Origin of the sequence: Parvimonas pharyngis (assembly GCF_046569675.1) — a bacterium.
Taxonomy (GTDB): domain Bacteria; phylum Bacillota; class Clostridia; order Tissierellales; family Peptoniphilaceae; genus Parvimonas.
The window spans coordinates 199,692-215,417 of record NZ_JBKICJ010000001.1; the positions used below are offsets into that span (position 1 = coordinate 199,692).

14 protein-coding genes are annotated in these 15,726 nt (G+C 25.5%); all 14 read left to right on the forward strand.

Features of this window, described 5'->3' with window-relative positions:
- Window position 1: 1 nt before the first annotated feature.
- Window positions 2-427, forward strand: a complete 426-nt coding sequence (locus ACLGL0_RS00975) for an OsmC family protein (RefSeq protein ID WP_411013290.1) — start codon at window positions 2-4, stop codon at window positions 425-427.
- Between the two features lie 108 nt (window positions 428-535).
- A complete protein-coding gene (locus ACLGL0_RS00980; protein ID WP_411013291.1) occupies window positions 536-1,909 on the forward strand; it encodes a hypothetical protein in 1,374 nt (457 codons plus the stop codon).
- Window positions 1,910-2,006: 97 nt separating this feature from the next.
- On the forward strand, window positions 2,007-3,224 hold the full coding sequence (locus tag ACLGL0_RS00985) for an ABC transporter substrate-binding protein (protein WP_411013292.1): 1,218 nt from the start codon (window positions 2,007-2,009) through the stop codon (window positions 3,222-3,224).
- 8 nt (window positions 3,225-3,232) lie between these two features.
- Complete coding sequence (locus ACLGL0_RS00990; RefSeq protein WP_233055544.1) at window positions 3,233-3,934, forward strand: GTP-binding protein; 702 nt, start codon at window positions 3,233-3,235, stop codon at window positions 3,932-3,934.
- A complete protein-coding gene (locus ACLGL0_RS00995) occupies window positions 3,927-4,931 on the forward strand; it encodes an ATP-binding cassette domain-containing protein (RefSeq protein ID WP_314557564.1) in 1,005 nt (334 codons plus the stop codon). The genes ACLGL0_RS00990 and ACLGL0_RS00995 overlap by 8 nt, the downstream gene beginning before the upstream one ends.
- A 153-nt stretch (window positions 4,932-5,084) precedes the next feature.
- Window positions 5,085-5,501 carry a hypothetical protein gene (locus ACLGL0_RS01000; RefSeq protein ID WP_411013293.1) on the forward strand — a complete coding sequence of 139 codons (417 nt, stop codon included), beginning with the start codon at window positions 5,085-5,087 and terminating at the stop codon, window positions 5,499-5,501.
- 138 nt (window positions 5,502-5,639) lie between these two features.
- On the forward strand, window positions 5,640-8,048 hold the full coding sequence (locus ACLGL0_RS01005) for a U32 family peptidase (RefSeq protein WP_411013294.1): 2,409 nt from the start codon (window positions 5,640-5,642) through the stop codon (window positions 8,046-8,048).
- A gap of 195 nt (window positions 8,049-8,243) precedes the next feature.
- Window positions 8,244-8,612 carry a NusG domain II-containing protein gene (locus ACLGL0_RS01010; RefSeq protein WP_314557566.1) on the forward strand — a complete coding sequence of 123 codons (369 nt, stop codon included), beginning with the start codon at window positions 8,244-8,246 and terminating at the stop codon, window positions 8,610-8,612.
- On the forward strand, window positions 8,612-9,112 hold the full coding sequence (locus ACLGL0_RS01015) for a Gx transporter family protein (RefSeq protein WP_411013295.1): 501 nt from the start codon (window positions 8,612-8,614) through the stop codon (window positions 9,110-9,112). Before ACLGL0_RS01010 ends, ACLGL0_RS01015 begins: the two co-directional genes overlap by 1 nt.
- Entirely contained in the window at window positions 9,099-9,953 is an 855-nt protein-coding gene (radC, locus tag ACLGL0_RS01020) for a RadC family protein (protein WP_411013296.1), read from the forward strand. Before ACLGL0_RS01015 ends, radC begins: the two co-directional genes overlap by 14 nt.
- Window positions 9,954-9,966: 13 nt before the next feature.
- Entirely contained in the window at window positions 9,967-10,989 is a 1,023-nt protein-coding gene (locus tag ACLGL0_RS01025; RefSeq protein ID WP_411013297.1) for a rod shape-determining protein, read from the forward strand.
- Window positions 10,982-11,845 carry a rod shape-determining protein MreC gene (gene mreC / locus ACLGL0_RS01030; protein ID WP_411013298.1) on the forward strand — a complete coding sequence of 288 codons (864 nt, stop codon included), beginning with the start codon at window positions 10,982-10,984 and terminating at the stop codon, window positions 11,843-11,845. The genes ACLGL0_RS01025 and mreC overlap by 8 nt, the downstream gene beginning before the upstream one ends.
- Window positions 11,838-12,335 (forward strand): rod shape-determining protein MreD, encoded by a 498-nt coding sequence (gene mreD, locus ACLGL0_RS01035; RefSeq protein WP_411013299.1) that lies wholly within the window; start codon window positions 11,838-11,840, stop codon window positions 12,333-12,335. The genes mreC and mreD overlap by 8 nt, the downstream gene beginning before the upstream one ends.
- Window positions 12,336-12,350: 15 nt before the next feature.
- Entirely contained in the window at window positions 12,351-15,710 is a 3,360-nt protein-coding gene (locus ACLGL0_RS01040) for a penicillin-binding transpeptidase domain-containing protein (RefSeq protein WP_411013300.1), read from the forward strand.
- Window positions 15,711-15,726: the final 16 nt, after the last annotated feature.

Sequence of the window (15,726 nt, forward strand, 5' to 3'; positions counted from 1 at the left end):
TATGATTTGTGCAATTAAATTAGAAAAAAATGGAGAAATGGTATTAACTAGTAATGGTCAAAAAATTATTACTGATAGTGTAAAATGTAAAGAATTAAATTCTGGTTTTATGACTCCAGGAGCAATGTTTATGGGAGCACTAGCTGGTTGTAAGGTTTTAACTTTTATTAAAGCATCAAAGTATTATAATATTAATTTTGAAGATTTAAGTATAGAAATAGAAGCTGATGTAGTAAATACTGATTACATTGATGATACTCCATTTAGAAATCAAGAATATTCAGAAATTAGAACGAAGTACACTTTAAAAACAGATGTTAATATAAGTGAAATTGAAAAAATAATTAATCTTGCAAGTAAATTTTGTACAGTAAATTTAGCTGTTGATAAAAATATTAAACAAGAACACTATATTGAAATTATATAAAAATAAAAATCACGGATTTCATATTCGTGATTTTTTTGTTTTATTTATTATCTTTACAATAACTGCTATAAATGGTATAATTACACATATTAGTAGTTGGAGGAGAATATGAAAAAAAGATTTTTAATTGCATTAATGTCCTGCTGTTTATTATTCAATAATATAAATGTAACTAAAGCTGAAGATAATAATTTAAATGATAATTATAGAATTTATGAGCTATTTAATATATCAGATACAAAAAATTTAGAATTAACTGGAGAGTCAACAATTGACTTTTCAAATACTAATAAAAATGAAAACAAATTAGAAGGAATATATAAAGCAGATTATACATTAAGAAGTACTAATAATGGAAATTCTACTTTAAAAATGGGAATAACATTTAATAGTAGTATCGAAAATTTAAGTAAATTTTCACTTAAGATGGATGGTGCTGAAATTCCATACTCATTTAAATTTCTTAATGATAAATTCAAGTCTCCTACTGGTACTGAATTTTATAAAGAAATAATAGGAAATATAGATTCTCCAATTTATGAACCTGTAAATTTCAAAAAAGAAGATGTAGGAGTTCTAAGAAAGTTTAATTTAGAATCAAGTAACACTGAAAATTTAAAATATGAAATTACTATAAAGTATTCTACTGATAAAACAAAGTTATTTTTATCAGGTGGAGAAGATTTAAAGGTAGAGGAAAATAAGAGTAATAAAACTTTAATATTAACTCATGAATTTAGTGGTAAGAGTAAAACACCTATTTTATATACAATTGGAAGTGATGTAAATATAACAACAAAAGTATACTCAGGGGATAAGGAAATTAATTCTGGATATAAAGAAAATATAGATAAAACGTCAGTAAATGTCGAAAATTTCTTAAAAAATATATTCTTAGGGGAAATTCCTGAGAATGTCAGACAAAGATTTTCTGAAGACAATTTATATGAAATTTTTGTTGAAAATTTTGATAAAATTATAGGTGGTAGTGGCTATGATAGTTTGGGAGTTTTAAAATCTACAGCAGACAAGCAAATTGTGGTTACTTTTGAAACTACTATAGAACCAAAAGTTGAAAAAAAACTAAGTGTCGAATATCCAATATCATCTACACTAACTACTATAAATAATATAAATGTTATGAAATTAAATATAGAAAGTTCACCATTTTCTACATTTGATAATTTTAAAAGTTTTAAGTATACTTTTAAAGGAAATGAAGATTATAAATATATTATTAATTCTAACACAAAATATACAAATACAAAAAATGGTTCTGAAATAACTTTATCTAAAGCTCCTATTGAGTTAATTACAAATTTAGTATATAAAGAAAGATATGTAAAAGGAATTAGTGAAAAGGAATCAAAATCTTATACTAAGTTAGTGATTATTATCCTTGGAATTTCTGAGGTTGTAGGGGTATTATATTTGAAGAATGTTTATTTTAAGGATAAAAAATCTAATAAAAGAAAAAGATAAAATCGAAAATCATTTTCGATTTTTTTCTTTTTATTGCATTTGCAACATAAATTAAGTATAAAATATAGTAATATAGATATATTATAAGGAGGTAAATATGAGTAAAATAAATTTTGATGATAAATTATATAATATTTTAAATGGAAATGAAAAACTTTTACAGTTTTTTATTAATAATGGTTTTGACCAATTAAAGAACGAAAAAATGCTACAAACAATGGGAAAGATGGTTTCTTTAAATATGGCTTTAAAAGTTAGAGGAATAAATAAAGCAGCTTTTGAAGAAAAGCTAAATATGTTTTTAAATGATGAACATAGTGCCGTTGATAAATCGTTAGTTGAAGAGAAAGAACTAAAAGGAGATGTAATTGTTAAAGGAGTGCTACCATGTCCATTAAAAATTCCTATTCTAGAGGCATTTGATAAATTTATTGAAGAGCAAAAAAATAATGGGTTAGACATTGGTTATGAATTAAAATCAGCAAATTTAGGAATTGATTGGATTGAATCAGATATAAATTCTAAAGATATTGATAAAGTTGCAGATGTTATGATTTCAGCTGGTTTTGAACTATTTTTTGATAAAGAAAAATTTTCAGATTTCTTTAAAAATGAGAATTTTTATGTTGAACCAAGAGAATTTAATAAAGATTTTGATAATGAAAAAATTTGTTTAAGAGATCCAAAGAATATATATGATATTATAGCTGTAGTTCCATGTGTATTTTTAGTAAATGAAAATAATCTTAACGGCAAAGAAATACCAACTTCATGGGAAGAATTACTATTTAGTGGAAATTATGATGATAGTGTAGCTATACCATTATCAGATTTAGATATGTTTAATGCATTAGTTGTAACTATTTTCTCAAAATGGGGAATAGAAGGAATTAAAGCATTAGCAAGAGTATATAAAAAGAGTTTACACCCTGCTGAGATGGTAAAGAAAAAAGGAGATTCAAAAAATAATCCTATAGTTAGTATAACACCGTATTTCTTTACACAAATGGTTGCTAGAAGCTCAGCGTTAAAAGTTGTTTGGCCTAAAGACGGAGCTATAGTAAGTCCGGTATTTTTAATGGCAAAAAAAGATAATGAAAAAGCCAAAACTGTAGTAGAATTCTTTAATAATAGTAGTGTTGGTAAATTACTTTCATCTAATGGTAAATTTCCAACTACTGTTAAAGGTGTAGATAATTTATTAGAAGAAAATTGTGGATTTTTATTCTGTGGATGGGATTATATTCATAACAATGATATAGTTAAAATTATGAAAGAATCTGAAAAATTATTTAATGAAGAAATTTTAAAATAGAGGTTAATATGAATTTAGTAGTAGTATCTGGTCCTCCTTCATCAGGAAAGACTAGTGTTATAGTAAAAACAATCGAAAATCTAAAAAATAGAGGAATTAAAGCAGGTGTAGTAAAATTTGACTGTTTGTATACAGATGATGATTTAATCTACGAAAAAAACAACATATTAGTTAGAAAAGGGCTTTCAGGTGCTTTATGTCCAGATCATTTTTTTGTATCTAATATAGAAGAAGTTGTACAATGGGGAATTAGTAATGATTTAGATATTTTAATTACTGAATCTGCTGGACTTTGTAATAGATGTTCTCCTTATATAAAAAATATTAAAGCTGTTTGTGTTATTGATAATCTTTCAGGAATTAATACACCTAAAAAAATTGGTCCAATGCTAAAAAGTGCAGATTATGTAGTTATAACGAAAGGTGATATAGTATCACAAGCTGAAAGAGAAGTTTTTTCTTCAAGAGTAGCTTCTGTAAATCCAAGTGCAATTGTTATGAATATTAACGGACTTACTGGTCAAGGAACTTATGAATTAAGTACATTATTATTTGATGAAGATAATTCAATTAGTACAGTAAATGGAATGGAATTAAAATTTGCAATGCCAACCGCCTTATGTTCTTACTGTTTAGGAGAAAAGAAAATAGGTGCAAAATATCAAATGGGAAATATTAAAAAAATGAAATTGGAGGATAGAAATGCATAATTTAAAAATTAAAGAATTAATAGAAAAATATCCTTTTGTTGAAGTTTTTTTTAAAGAAAATAATTTTGATATTTCAAATAGTAAGCATTTGTCATTTGCAGAATATTTACATTCTTTTTCAGAAGATGATAAAGAAGAACTAGCTATTGATGAAAATTTACTTTGTGAATCACTTAATATCTATATAAATCAGATGAAAAGTTTTTTAGGACTAGAAGATAATGAAGTAAACTCAATTACTTTACTTGCTGGAACAGATAAATTTGGTAATAAGGAAAATTACGATGAATTTATAGTAAATAAATCAGAAATAATTTCAATAGTTGGTCCAACAGGAAGTGGAAAGTCTAGACTATTAGGAGATATTGAATGGGTAGCAGATAGAGATACTCCAACTAATAGAAAAATTTTAATAAATGGAAAAGATGCTGATAAAAAATGGAGACTAAGTGCAAATAATAAATTAGTTTCTCAACTTTCTCAAAATATGAATTTTGTTATGGACTTAACAGCATATGAGTTTATAGAACTTCACGCAAAAAGTAGAATGGTTGAAAATGAGGAAGAAATAATTAATAAAATTATTGCTGAAGCAAATAAACTTGCTGGAGAAAAATTTGACTTAAATACGCCTATAACTTCATTGAGCGGTGGACAGTCAAGAGCATTAATGATTGCTGATACAGCAATTTTAAGTTCATCACCGATTGTTTTAATTGATGAAATTGAAAATGCAGGAATTGATAGAAAAAAAGCGTTAGAATTGTTAGTAAGTGAAAATAAAATAGTTTTAATGGCAACTCATGATCCAATATTAGCTTTAATCGCTGATAAAAGAATTGTAATAAATAATGGAGCTATAGTTGCAATACACGAAACTACTAATGAGGAGAAGAAATTACTTTTAGATCTTGAGAAAATGGATAATGTCATTCAAGATTTAAGAAAAGAATTAAGATATGGCAATTCACTTTCCAATTTTGAAATAAAATTATAAAACTATTTACTTTTTCTATTTAAAGTATTATAATAAATGTGAGATATAAATTTTTATATTTCATATTATAATCATGGAGGAAATTGTTAAGAAAAAATTTCTTTTTGTTGTATAGGTATTATTGTTATTTATCTGCAGTGAGGGATTAAAATTATGATTATTGCAAAAAAATATTCTATAAATTATCTATGGATTGTAAATTTTGTTATATTTACTTTACTTATGTTTATGTTGGATTATATCGATTTAAATCATGAGTATATATACAGTATTGATAAATATTTATTTTTAAAGGTTTTGCCTATAATTGATGAATTAAATGGAGGAACATTCATTATAGTATTTATATTATATATGACATTCTCAATTTTGTATAAGATAAATTATAAATTTTTAATTATAAATTTATGCTATGTAATATTTCAATTATTAGCAATATTGTATCCGGTAGTATTTGGGAAAGTTGAATTATTAGGTTCTAAATCAATATTATTGTTTATAATTATAATAATAATTCATTTTATATTGATTTTTATTAATACTTTTCTTATAAAATTTAAAAATGATTGAATTTTTTAAAAGGAGAAATTTTAATTTCTCCTTTTATATTGCAAAAAATGTGGTATAATAAACATGTCTTTACACATTTTATAAAGATATAATTTTTATTGAGAGGAATTAGATATAATTTTTATTGAGAGGAATTTTATGTATGAACTTTTATCTCCGGCAGGGTCTATGGAATCCTTAAAAGCTGGAATTCAAAATGGAGCAGATGCTATTTACTTAGGAGGTAGCAGTTTTGGAGCAAGAGCCGCTGCAACAAACTTTGATAATGATGAGCTTATAGAAGCTGTAAAATATGCAAAACTTAGGGATGTAAATATATTTGTTACGGTTAATACATCTATTAAAGAAACTGAAATTGAAGATTTGATTTCTTATACGGATTTTTTATATAAAATTGGTGTGGATGCTATTATTTTGTCAGATATTGGAATTGCAGAAGTTTTAAGAAAAAGATATCCAAATATGGAACTTCATGCATCAACTCAAATATCTGCACATTCTTTAAATGATGTTTTAGAATTAAAACAAGTTGGATTTGATAGAGTTGTTATTGCAAGGGAGCTTGGTATAGAAGAAATTAAGGAAATTTGTGATAATGTAGATATAGATATTGAGGTATTTATACATGGAGCTATTTGTGTAAGTTATTCAGGTCAATGTCTTATGAGTTCAATGCTTGGAGACCGTTCAGGAAATAGAGGTCGTTGTGCTCAACCTTGTAGGCAAAGTTACAAATTAATAAATAAAACAACTGGAAAAATTATTAATGTAAATGGAAATTATTTGCTAAGTCCAAAAGATTTATGTAGTATAGAAAATATTGAAAAAATATTGGATACAGGTGTAAAATCCTTAAAAATTGAAGGAAGAATGAAAAGACCTGAATATGTAGCAGTTGTTACATCAAGATATAGAAAAGCTATAGATAATTATATAAATAATAAAATTACAACTGATAAAAAGACATTAAGAGAAGATTTAGAAGCAATTTTTAATAGAAAATTTACATCAGGATATCTAATGAGCAAAAGTGGATCTGATATTATCAATTTCGATAAGCCAAATAATGTTGGAGTTAAAGTAGGTGAAGTATTAAGTTTCAATCCCAAAAAGAACAAATTGAAAATTAAATTATCCGGCAAACTTTCAAAAGGAGACGGGATTAATTTAGGTGGAGGAAATATTGGCAGAATCATTAAAGACGGAGAAATTTTCGACTGCGGAGTAGCAGGAGACATTGTTGAAATAGATTTTATCAAGAATATAAAACCTAAAACACCGGTTTACAAAACATCAGATAAACAATTGGTTGATAATGCTAATAAATCATTTAAAGAAGGGATTGAAAATAAAAAGATAAATTTAAAATGTGAAATTTTTATAAAAGTAGGTTATAAAATAAAATTTAATTTGGAAGATATTGAAATTTTTTCTGATGAAATAATAGAAAAAGCAAATAACAAGGAAGCTGAAATAGATAAGATTATTGAAAAATTATCTAAAACCGGTGGAACACCTTATAATTTTGTTTTTAATAATATTTTTGTTGATAAAAATGCATTTATACCAGTTTCGGTATTAAATAATCTTAGAAGAAAAGCAATAGAAAAATATGAAGAGTATAGATTGGATTTTTCAGCAAAAAGAATTATTTGTCCTTATGAGGATTATAGTTATCTAAGTGGAGAAAAAGTCTTTAATGGAAAAATTACATTAAAAGTACATAAAAATTCTCAATTAGATACAATTTTAGAAAATCCAAATATATCAGAGTTTGTAAATGAAATTTATACCGAAGATTTTACTTTACTTGAAAAATATTATAATAAATTTAAAACTCTTGGGATAAATATAATTTACAGTGCTTTGGGTGTTATAAGAAATGAAGAGTATTTTGTGTTAGAAAAATATTTATCCAAAATAAATAGCGATATTTTTAAAAAAGTTCAAATATCAACCTGGGGTTCAAAAAACTTTTTTAAATCAAAATTTGACACAAAAAAATTCAATATAGATACATATTTTAATATCTATAATTCATATTCGTTGAATTTTTTTGAAAAATATTTTGATGCTGAAGATATAACAATTTCACAGGAAATAAATAAATTTGAAATAAAAAATCTATTGGATAAATCAAAAGAAAGAAATTCAAATGTTGATATGATTATTTATGGACATACAAGATCAATGCTTACAGAATACTGTGTAATGGGAGTTTTAACAAAGGATTGTCACAAAGATAGACGTTGTGCTGAATGTGCAAGAAGCGATTATATGTTAAAAGATATGGAGAATAGAGAATTTAGATTATTTCAAGATATGTTTTGTAGAACAGAAATTAGAAATCATATTGCTCTTGATTTAAGAGAAAATATAAAAGAAATATTTGAATTAGGAGTTGATAGAGTAAGACTAGATTTTACCTATGAAAATTCAGATATGGTTTATAGTATTTTGAAAGAGTGTATTAATTTCTTAAAATATCAAAAAATAATAAAAAATAGTAGTGCATTTAAAGGTCATTATATAAATTCGGTTAATTAATAAAAAAAGTAGTATTATTATATACTACTTTTTTATTAGAAATATACTTATAATTTAAAAAATTATTAAAAACATTGAAAAATAGATAGATATTTGATAAAATAAAGGTTAAGATGAAATTATACATTTTAAAAATAATTAATTTATATATGTATTAATTACTTTAATGTTTTGTTAATAAATAGGGAAGTGTATATGAAAAAAGGAGATATTATTGTTATCTTTTGTTTGGTTGTTATTTTTTCTTTTTCATTAGTTTTAATAAATAAGAGTTTTATAACAACTACAGACAAATATATAAGTATACAAGTAAATGGTGAAGAAATTAAACAAATTACATTCAGCAAAGAAAAGAAAGTGTATCCAATAAGAACTGAATTTGGTATTAATATTTTAGAGGTTAGTGAAGATGGTATTAGAGTAATTGAGGCAAATTGTCCTGATAAACTGGATGTAAAATTTGGGAAAATAGACAAAGTTGGTCAAGCTATTGTTTGTATGCCAAATAGATTAGTGATACAAATAAAATCAAGACAAAATAATGATTTGGATGTGGTAAATTAATGAATACAAAAAAAACAAATTTAATTTCACTATTTGTATCAGTTGCTTTAATTGTATCTTTACTAGAAAACTATATTCCTATACCAATTCCAAACGTTAGATTAGGATTATCAAATATAATTATAATAAATTCTATACTATTATTTGGTTTTAAAGAAACATTTTTTATTTCATTTTTAAAAGCAGTTTTACTAGTACTAATTCTAGGGAATCCTATAAGTTTTATTTATAATTTTTCTGCAGGATTTTCAAGTATGGTTGTTATGTATTTAGTAAACAAGTTTTTTAATAAATACTTAAGTTTAATAGGAATTAGTGTCTTAGGATCTATTACTTATATTATCATTCAAATTTTAGTTTCTATGGTACTTTTAAATTCTATAACTTTAATAAATTTTATTCCATTACTAGGTATAATCGGAATATGTACAGGTATTTTAGTTGGAATTATTTCTAATTATATGTATAAGATTTTAAGAGGTAATTATGTTAAACTATAATTATGATGAGTTTTTGAAAGATTTAGACAAATTTTTAAATGAAGAAAAACAAAAGAAAATAAATAATGATATTAGAGAAGAAAGTCATTCTTATAATGAGAAAATTATTGATGAAGTTAGTAGTGTAAAAAATATAAAATATGATGATATAGATTCTTTTACAATATCTATAAGAGATTTAGAAGAAACTGAAAAGCCGAGAGAAAAACTTTATAAATTTGGCCCTGAAACTTTGACTGAATATGAACTTTTGGCAATATTATTGGGGAGTGGTTCAAAAAAAGAAGATGTTCTGAATCTTTCAAAAAAATTATGGATTTTCATGAAAAAATTTCATAGAATAAGTGAAATAACGATTAATGATTTAATGAAAATAGATGGTATAGGATTATCTAAAGCTTGTACTATAATTTCAGCATTGGAGTTTTTTAAAAGAATAAATTTAAAAGAGTGTGTTGATAATTTTTCCATTGGATCTCCAAAAAGCGTTGCTGATATTTTTATGAATATTTTAAAAGATGAAATGAAAGAACATTTTTATGTTCTTGTACTAGATACAAAAAATAAGATTTTTTCTTGGGATGAGATATCTCGAGGAGATTTAAATTCATCAATTGTACATCCTAGAGAAGTATTTAAGTATGCTTTAAGCAAAGGAGCAAATAGTATAATATGTTTACATAATCACCCAAGTGGTGATCCAACACCTAGTACACAAGATGTAGAAATAACAAAAAGATTAGAAGATGTTGGGGATTTAGTCGGAATAAAATTATTAGATCATATTATAATAGGATATAATAAATATATAAGTTTAAAAGAAAAAGGATTAATGATATAAGAGAGGTAGAAAAATGAGTTTTTCGTGGATTTTAGGGGAAGATTTAACTTTAGATTTAGGAACATCCAATACACTTATATACTCTAAAAGAAAAGATGGTAAAATTATTGAGCCTTCTGTTGTAGCTGTGGATTTAAATAATTATGAAATTGTTGCAGTTGGTGAAAAAGCGAAGAGTATGGAAGGTAAAACTCCAGATAATATAATAACATTAGCACCAATTAAAGGTGGGAAAATTATAAATTTTGAGATTGCTCAAGTAATGTTAACAAATTTACTTAAAAAAGCAAAGTCAAGTTTTTCTGTTTTTCATCCTAAAGTATACATTGCTATATCAAGTGGTATTTCAGAAGTAGACAGAAGAGCAATTGAAGATTGTGTTATATATTCTGGAGCTAGAAGCGTAGAATTCATTCCTAGTGCAGTTGCTTCTGCTATTGGAATGGGTCTTCCTGCATTAGAACCATCAGGTAGTGTTGTAGCTAATGTTGGTGGAGGTACAGTAGACGTTTCTTTAGTAAGTTTAGGTGGAGTTGTAGCATCAAAATTTGTTGATATTGGTGGAGATTCAATTGATTTTGATATTATTAATATAGTAAAAAATAAGTATGAACTAATGATAGACAAAGAAACTGCAGAATTTATAAAAATTAATCTAGCGTCATTCATAACTAGTAATATAACAAATAATCTTTCTATATTTGGAAGAGATATAAATACTGGAATGCCGAGGAATGCTGTTATATATGGTAAAGATATAACTTCATCTTTGTTTCCTTTATTTAATGCTGTTGCAGATGCTATTAAAGTTATACTAGAGAAAACACCACCTTCAATGACAGGAAATGTTTTAAGAAATGGAATATACTTAACAGGTGGTTGTTCTAAAATAAATGGTTGTGTAGAATATTTACAGAATGAATTAAGAGTAGCGATAAATGTAACAGAAAACCCATTAACTTGTACATGTTCAGGAGCAAGAATACTAGCTAATAATATTAAAGCAAAAAATAATAGGAGAAAAAATAATGAATAGATTTAGAAATATTAAATCACGTAAAAAGAAGATTTCTTTTTTTACAACTATAATAATTTTAAGTTCTATAATTTTTTTTAGTAGCAATTCTTCTATTATGAATATAGGTGAAAATGCAATAGGAACTGTAACAAGTTCAATTACTAGAATTGTTTATTCTTCAATCGCCAGTTCGAAAGAAGTATTTACAAAAATTTTTGGTTCTAAATCTATAAGAGAAGAGAATGAAAAGCTAAAAATTGAAAATGCAGAGCTTAAAGAAAAGAATGTTAATATGGAAAATATTATTGCTAAAGAAGATTTTTTAAAAAATGAATACAATCTTTACTTAAAAAATAAAGATAGTCTTTTAAGCGCAAATGTTATAGCATTAGATTCCAATAGTTTATTGATTAGATTTAATATCAATAAAGGTAGTAAAGATGGAGTAAAAGTTGGAGACATTATTGTTCAAGGTACTGTAGGGGAAGATGAAAATACTTATATTAAAGCAGTTGTTGGAAAAGTTATTGAAGTTGGCTATAATTGGAGTAAAGTATCTAGTTTGGTTGACTCTTCAAGTAATGTATCTTTTAATGTTGTTAGAACTCAATCCTTCGGTGTGATAAATGGGCAAGAAAATAATCTTTTATCTGGATTTATGTATAAATCAGATGCAGATATAATTGTAGGAGATAAATTAGTTACATCAGGAAGAGGAGGTATTTTTCCCTCTGACCTTTATATAGGTGAAGTAACTGAAGTTAAATCTTCCGAAAATAATTTAGAGAAAAAAATAAGTGTAAAGTCTCCGGTAGATTTTACAACATTATTTAGAGTCTTTGTAATTAAAGGAAATGGAGATGGCAATGAATAGATTAAAAGTAGTATTAATGTTTTTTGCAAGTATTATGATACAAACTGCTATTTTACCAAACTTTAGTATTTTTAACTCTAAAGCAAATCTCAGTCTAGCTCTTGTTGTTGCAATTGCAATGAATTATGGGTCTTATATTTCAGGTTATTCTGGAATTATTCTAGGTTTTTTTGAAGATGTTTTATTTTCGAAATTAATTGGTATAAGAGCATTAATATATTATATGATTGGTTTTATAGTTGGATATAATGAAGATTCTCTCAATAAAGGTGATATTCGTTCAGGTTCAATAATTACAGTTGTAGCAACGTTGTTTTATTGGATAATGAACACTATAATTTATATGTTTTTTGAAAATTATTCTTCAACTGTACTTATAAATTATATTAAAGGCCCTATATTTTTAGAGTTAATTTTTAATGTATTGTTATATTTAATCTGTAATTATATTATACGAAAAGTATTTAAGAAGAAAAAATTCAGATTTTAGATAGTAGGTAATAATATGAAAATTTTTGATAAGAATAAATTAAAAGAAATTAATGATAGACAATTAAGGTATAGAATTGTTTATTCTATTTTTTTTGTATTGATGTCTTTACTTGTTTTAAAGTTATTTCATTTAACTATTATAAATGGTGATGATTATAGAAATAAAGCTGATAACAATAGGCTTAAAGATGTAAAAATAACAGCTCCTAGGGGCAATATTTATGATAGAAACGGAAAATTATTAGCTGGAGTAAAAACTAGTCCAGCAGTACAAATCTTAAAAGATGAATATAGCAGATTAAGTAAAGATGAAAAAATTAGTAAAATTGAAGAATTAATAACAATATTGAATAAAGATGGTGCGAGTTGGGATACTGATGATTATTTTTTAGGTATCAACTATTTCGTATATACTTCGGATACAGATTATTTTACAGAGTTAAAATCACCAAAAGAGAAAGTTTTAGATATTATTTTGGAAAATAATCTTGTAGAAGATATTTTGAGACTAAAAATAGAAAAAAATTCATCATCTAAATTTTCATTCTATATAATAAAAAAAGTAATAAGAGATTTACAACTTAAAGGTATCTATGTTCCAACAGATTTTTTTGATGTTGATACTGGTGAAATTTCTTTTTCAAAAGGAACAAACTACGATGAATATGCTAAAGATAAGGATTTATCAAAAGGTATTTATTCACATGTTGCTAGTTTGGTTAAAGATGATAAATCAATTATAAGAAAGATATTAGACCAACCATTAGCTAGAAAATTAGTATTTGATGAATTGAAAAGTAGAAATTTACTATCAAATATAGAATTAAAATCATTGATTGACTTAAATAAGTATAATCTTTTATTAATCAAATCTGAGTTAAATAAACAGAATTCAAAAGTAACCTTAGATACTAGTGCAAAAGATGATTTTTATAATATGGTTAGGAAATTTAGCATAGATAAATTATTGAGTTTTGTTAAAGTTGATAAAAATGGAAAAAAGATTATTCCAGCTCAAATTTTATTAAAACTTTTAGAAGATAAAAATATAGAATCTAATGTAGAATATACTATAGTTAAAGATGAAAAAGATAAAGAAACATTACAATTCAATTATAAGGATAATAATGATAAAAAGGAAGTTGAACCTTTAACATATTTAATTTCAATTGCAGAAGAAAATGATTTACTATATGACTTTGTATTATCTGATGATATAAAATTAATTGCTCAAGAAGTTAATACTGAAAATAATATTATTCTCAGAATTTCTATTACAAATAAGTCATTTGATTATGTTTATAATATTAATAGGACTGAGATTAAAAATAGATATAAGATTAAAGATGATTATACTGCAGAAAGTCTATTTGAAACTTTAAAGAAAACATATAGTATTGAAAATTTAGATGATTATCTAACTTATAGTTTTCTTGTAATCAATAGAAAAGTTGAATTGCAAGGGGATAAAGCTTATATTCCTATTACATTAACTTATGGTATTTCTGAGCCGTGTATTTCAAATATTAAGGAAAAATTTGAAAATAATAATGGATTTACCGTTTCAATGGAGCCTATTCGATATTATCCTAATGGTGAATTAGCAGCACATATTTTGGGATATATTGGAAAAATATCACAACAAGATGAGATAGAAAAATATAGTAAAGAAAAAGGATATTCTTCTGATAGTTTTATTGGTAAAACAGGAGTAGAGGAAAGTCAAGAAGTTTCACTTAAAGGACAAGATGGATTCAAAAAAGTAATGGTAGACAACAGAGGAAATAGAACTGAAACTATTTCTGAAACAGAAGCTATACCTGGTAAAAATGTATACTTATCAATAGATGTAAATCTACAGAAGATAGCAGAAGAATCTTTAAAGAGAACATTAGAGTCTATAAGAAACGCAAGCGAGTATAAAAGTAAATGGGGTAGTTATACACCACATGAAAGTCATCCAAATGCAACAAGTGGAGCAGTAGTAGTTATAGATGTTAAAACGGGAAAAGTATTAGCTCTTGCTAGTTATCCATCTTATGATCCAAATCTTTTTGTAACAGGAATTTCAAATAGTGATTGGATTAGTTTATTTCCTGAAGATCCAAGAGATTTTTTAGCTCCAAGACCTTTATATAATATTGCAACGCAAAGTATTTCACAACCAGGATCTACGTTTAAACTTGCTACAGCTTTATCTGCACTAGAAAAGGGTCTAGATCCTAATGAGATTATAAACTGTCAAGGAGTAATGGATGTTGGAGACACAAAATTTGGATGTTGGATTTGGAATCAGTATAAAAAGACGCATGGATATGAAAATTTAAGAACAGCACTTAGAGATAGTTGTAACTACTATTTTTATGCATTAGCATTAGGAGAAAATCCAAAATCGAATCAGAAAACAGGAATAAAGTTAACAATTGAAGATCTCTCTAAGACAGTTAAAGAATTAGGACTTGGAGAAAGAACTGGTATTGAAATTAATATTCCAAAAGAAAGTAAAGGTGTTGTTCCCGATTCAACTACTAAAAAGTCTTTAACTAAAGTTATGCTAAAGTTAAGATTGGAAAAAGAAATAGACAAATATATTCAAGATGGTAAATCAAAAGAAGATTATGATTTTACTAAAATAATAGATACTATTGTTAATTGGACTGAAGAAGAAACTGTTTTATCAAGAACAGAAGTTATAAAAAGATTAGAGGATATGCAATTAAAAGCTACTGAAATTATAGGAAATTCTAAATCTACTTTAGCTGATATGATTAAATTTGACTACTTAAATCAAGCTTCTTGGTCAAATGCAGACTCATTAAATACAGTAATTGGTCAAGGACAAAATGCGTATACACCAATACAAATGGCTAGACTAATGGCTATGATTACAAATGGTGGCCAAAAAATTAAAACTTCGGTTATCGAAAAAATTGTAAGTTATGATAATAAAACTGTTTCTTTTCAAAATAATCCTGAAACTGAGAAAACAACTTTTAATCCGCAAAATTTAAAGTATATTTTAGAAGGTATGAATATGGCTTCTAAAACATCTGAAAATAATAAAATATTTAAAAATTTACCAGTAGAAATAGGGACAAAAACAGGTACTGCTCAAAAAAGTGGAACAAATCCAGTTACAGGGCAGGCATACGATAATTATGCATGGACTGTTTCTTTTGCGCCATATAATAACCCTGAAATTGCTATAGCTACAGTAATTTTTCAAGGTGGAGCTGGTGCATATTGTGGACCTATAGTCAGAGATATTATAGGTCAATATTTGGATAATAAAACAGAATCAGGAGAGAATGTTCAGTCAGACAAACAAAATGACAATAATTCAGAAAATAATGATAATTTAGTTGGAGATTAGTCTAAAAAGTATTGTA

Excerpts from the sequence above, each read along its gene's own strand:
- ACLGL0_RS00975 (WP_411013290.1), top strand. The coding sequence starts at position 2 with ATGATTTGTGCAATTAAATTAGAAAAAAATGGAGAAATGGTATTAACT.
- ACLGL0_RS00980 (WP_411013291.1), top strand. The coding sequence starts at position 536 with ATGAAAAAAAGATTTTTAATTGCATTAATGTCCTGCTGTTTATTATTC.
- ACLGL0_RS00985 (WP_411013292.1), top strand. The coding sequence starts at position 2,007 with ATGAGTAAAATAAATTTTGATGATAAATTATATAATATTTTAAATGGA.
- ACLGL0_RS00990 (WP_233055544.1), top strand. The coding sequence starts at position 3,233 with ATGAATTTAGTAGTAGTATCTGGTCCTCCTTCATCAGGAAAGACTAGT.
- ACLGL0_RS00995 (WP_314557564.1), top strand. The coding sequence starts at position 3,927 with ATGCATAATTTAAAAATTAAAGAATTAATAGAAAAATATCCTTTTGTT.
- ACLGL0_RS01000 (WP_411013293.1), top strand. The coding sequence starts at position 5,085 with ATGATTATTGCAAAAAAATATTCTATAAATTATCTATGGATTGTAAAT.
- ACLGL0_RS01005 (WP_411013294.1), top strand. The coding sequence starts at position 5,640 with ATGTATGAACTTTTATCTCCGGCAGGGTCTATGGAATCCTTAAAAGCT.
- ACLGL0_RS01010 (WP_314557566.1), top strand. The coding sequence starts at position 8,244 with ATGAAAAAAGGAGATATTATTGTTATCTTTTGTTTGGTTGTTATTTTT.
- ACLGL0_RS01015 (WP_411013295.1), top strand. The coding sequence starts at position 8,612 with ATGAATACAAAAAAAACAAATTTAATTTCACTATTTGTATCAGTTGCT.
- radC (WP_411013296.1), top strand. The coding sequence starts at position 9,099 with ATGTTAAACTATAATTATGATGAGTTTTTGAAAGATTTAGACAAATTT.
- ACLGL0_RS01025 (WP_411013297.1), top strand. The coding sequence starts at position 9,967 with ATGAGTTTTTCGTGGATTTTAGGGGAAGATTTAACTTTAGATTTAGGA.
- mreC (WP_411013298.1), top strand. The coding sequence starts at position 10,982 with ATGAATAGATTTAGAAATATTAAATCACGTAAAAAGAAGATTTCTTTT.
- mreD (WP_411013299.1), top strand. The coding sequence starts at position 11,838 with ATGAATAGATTAAAAGTAGTATTAATGTTTTTTGCAAGTATTATGATA.
- ACLGL0_RS01040 (WP_411013300.1), top strand. The coding sequence starts at position 12,351 with ATGAAAATTTTTGATAAGAATAAATTAAAAGAAATTAATGATAGACAA.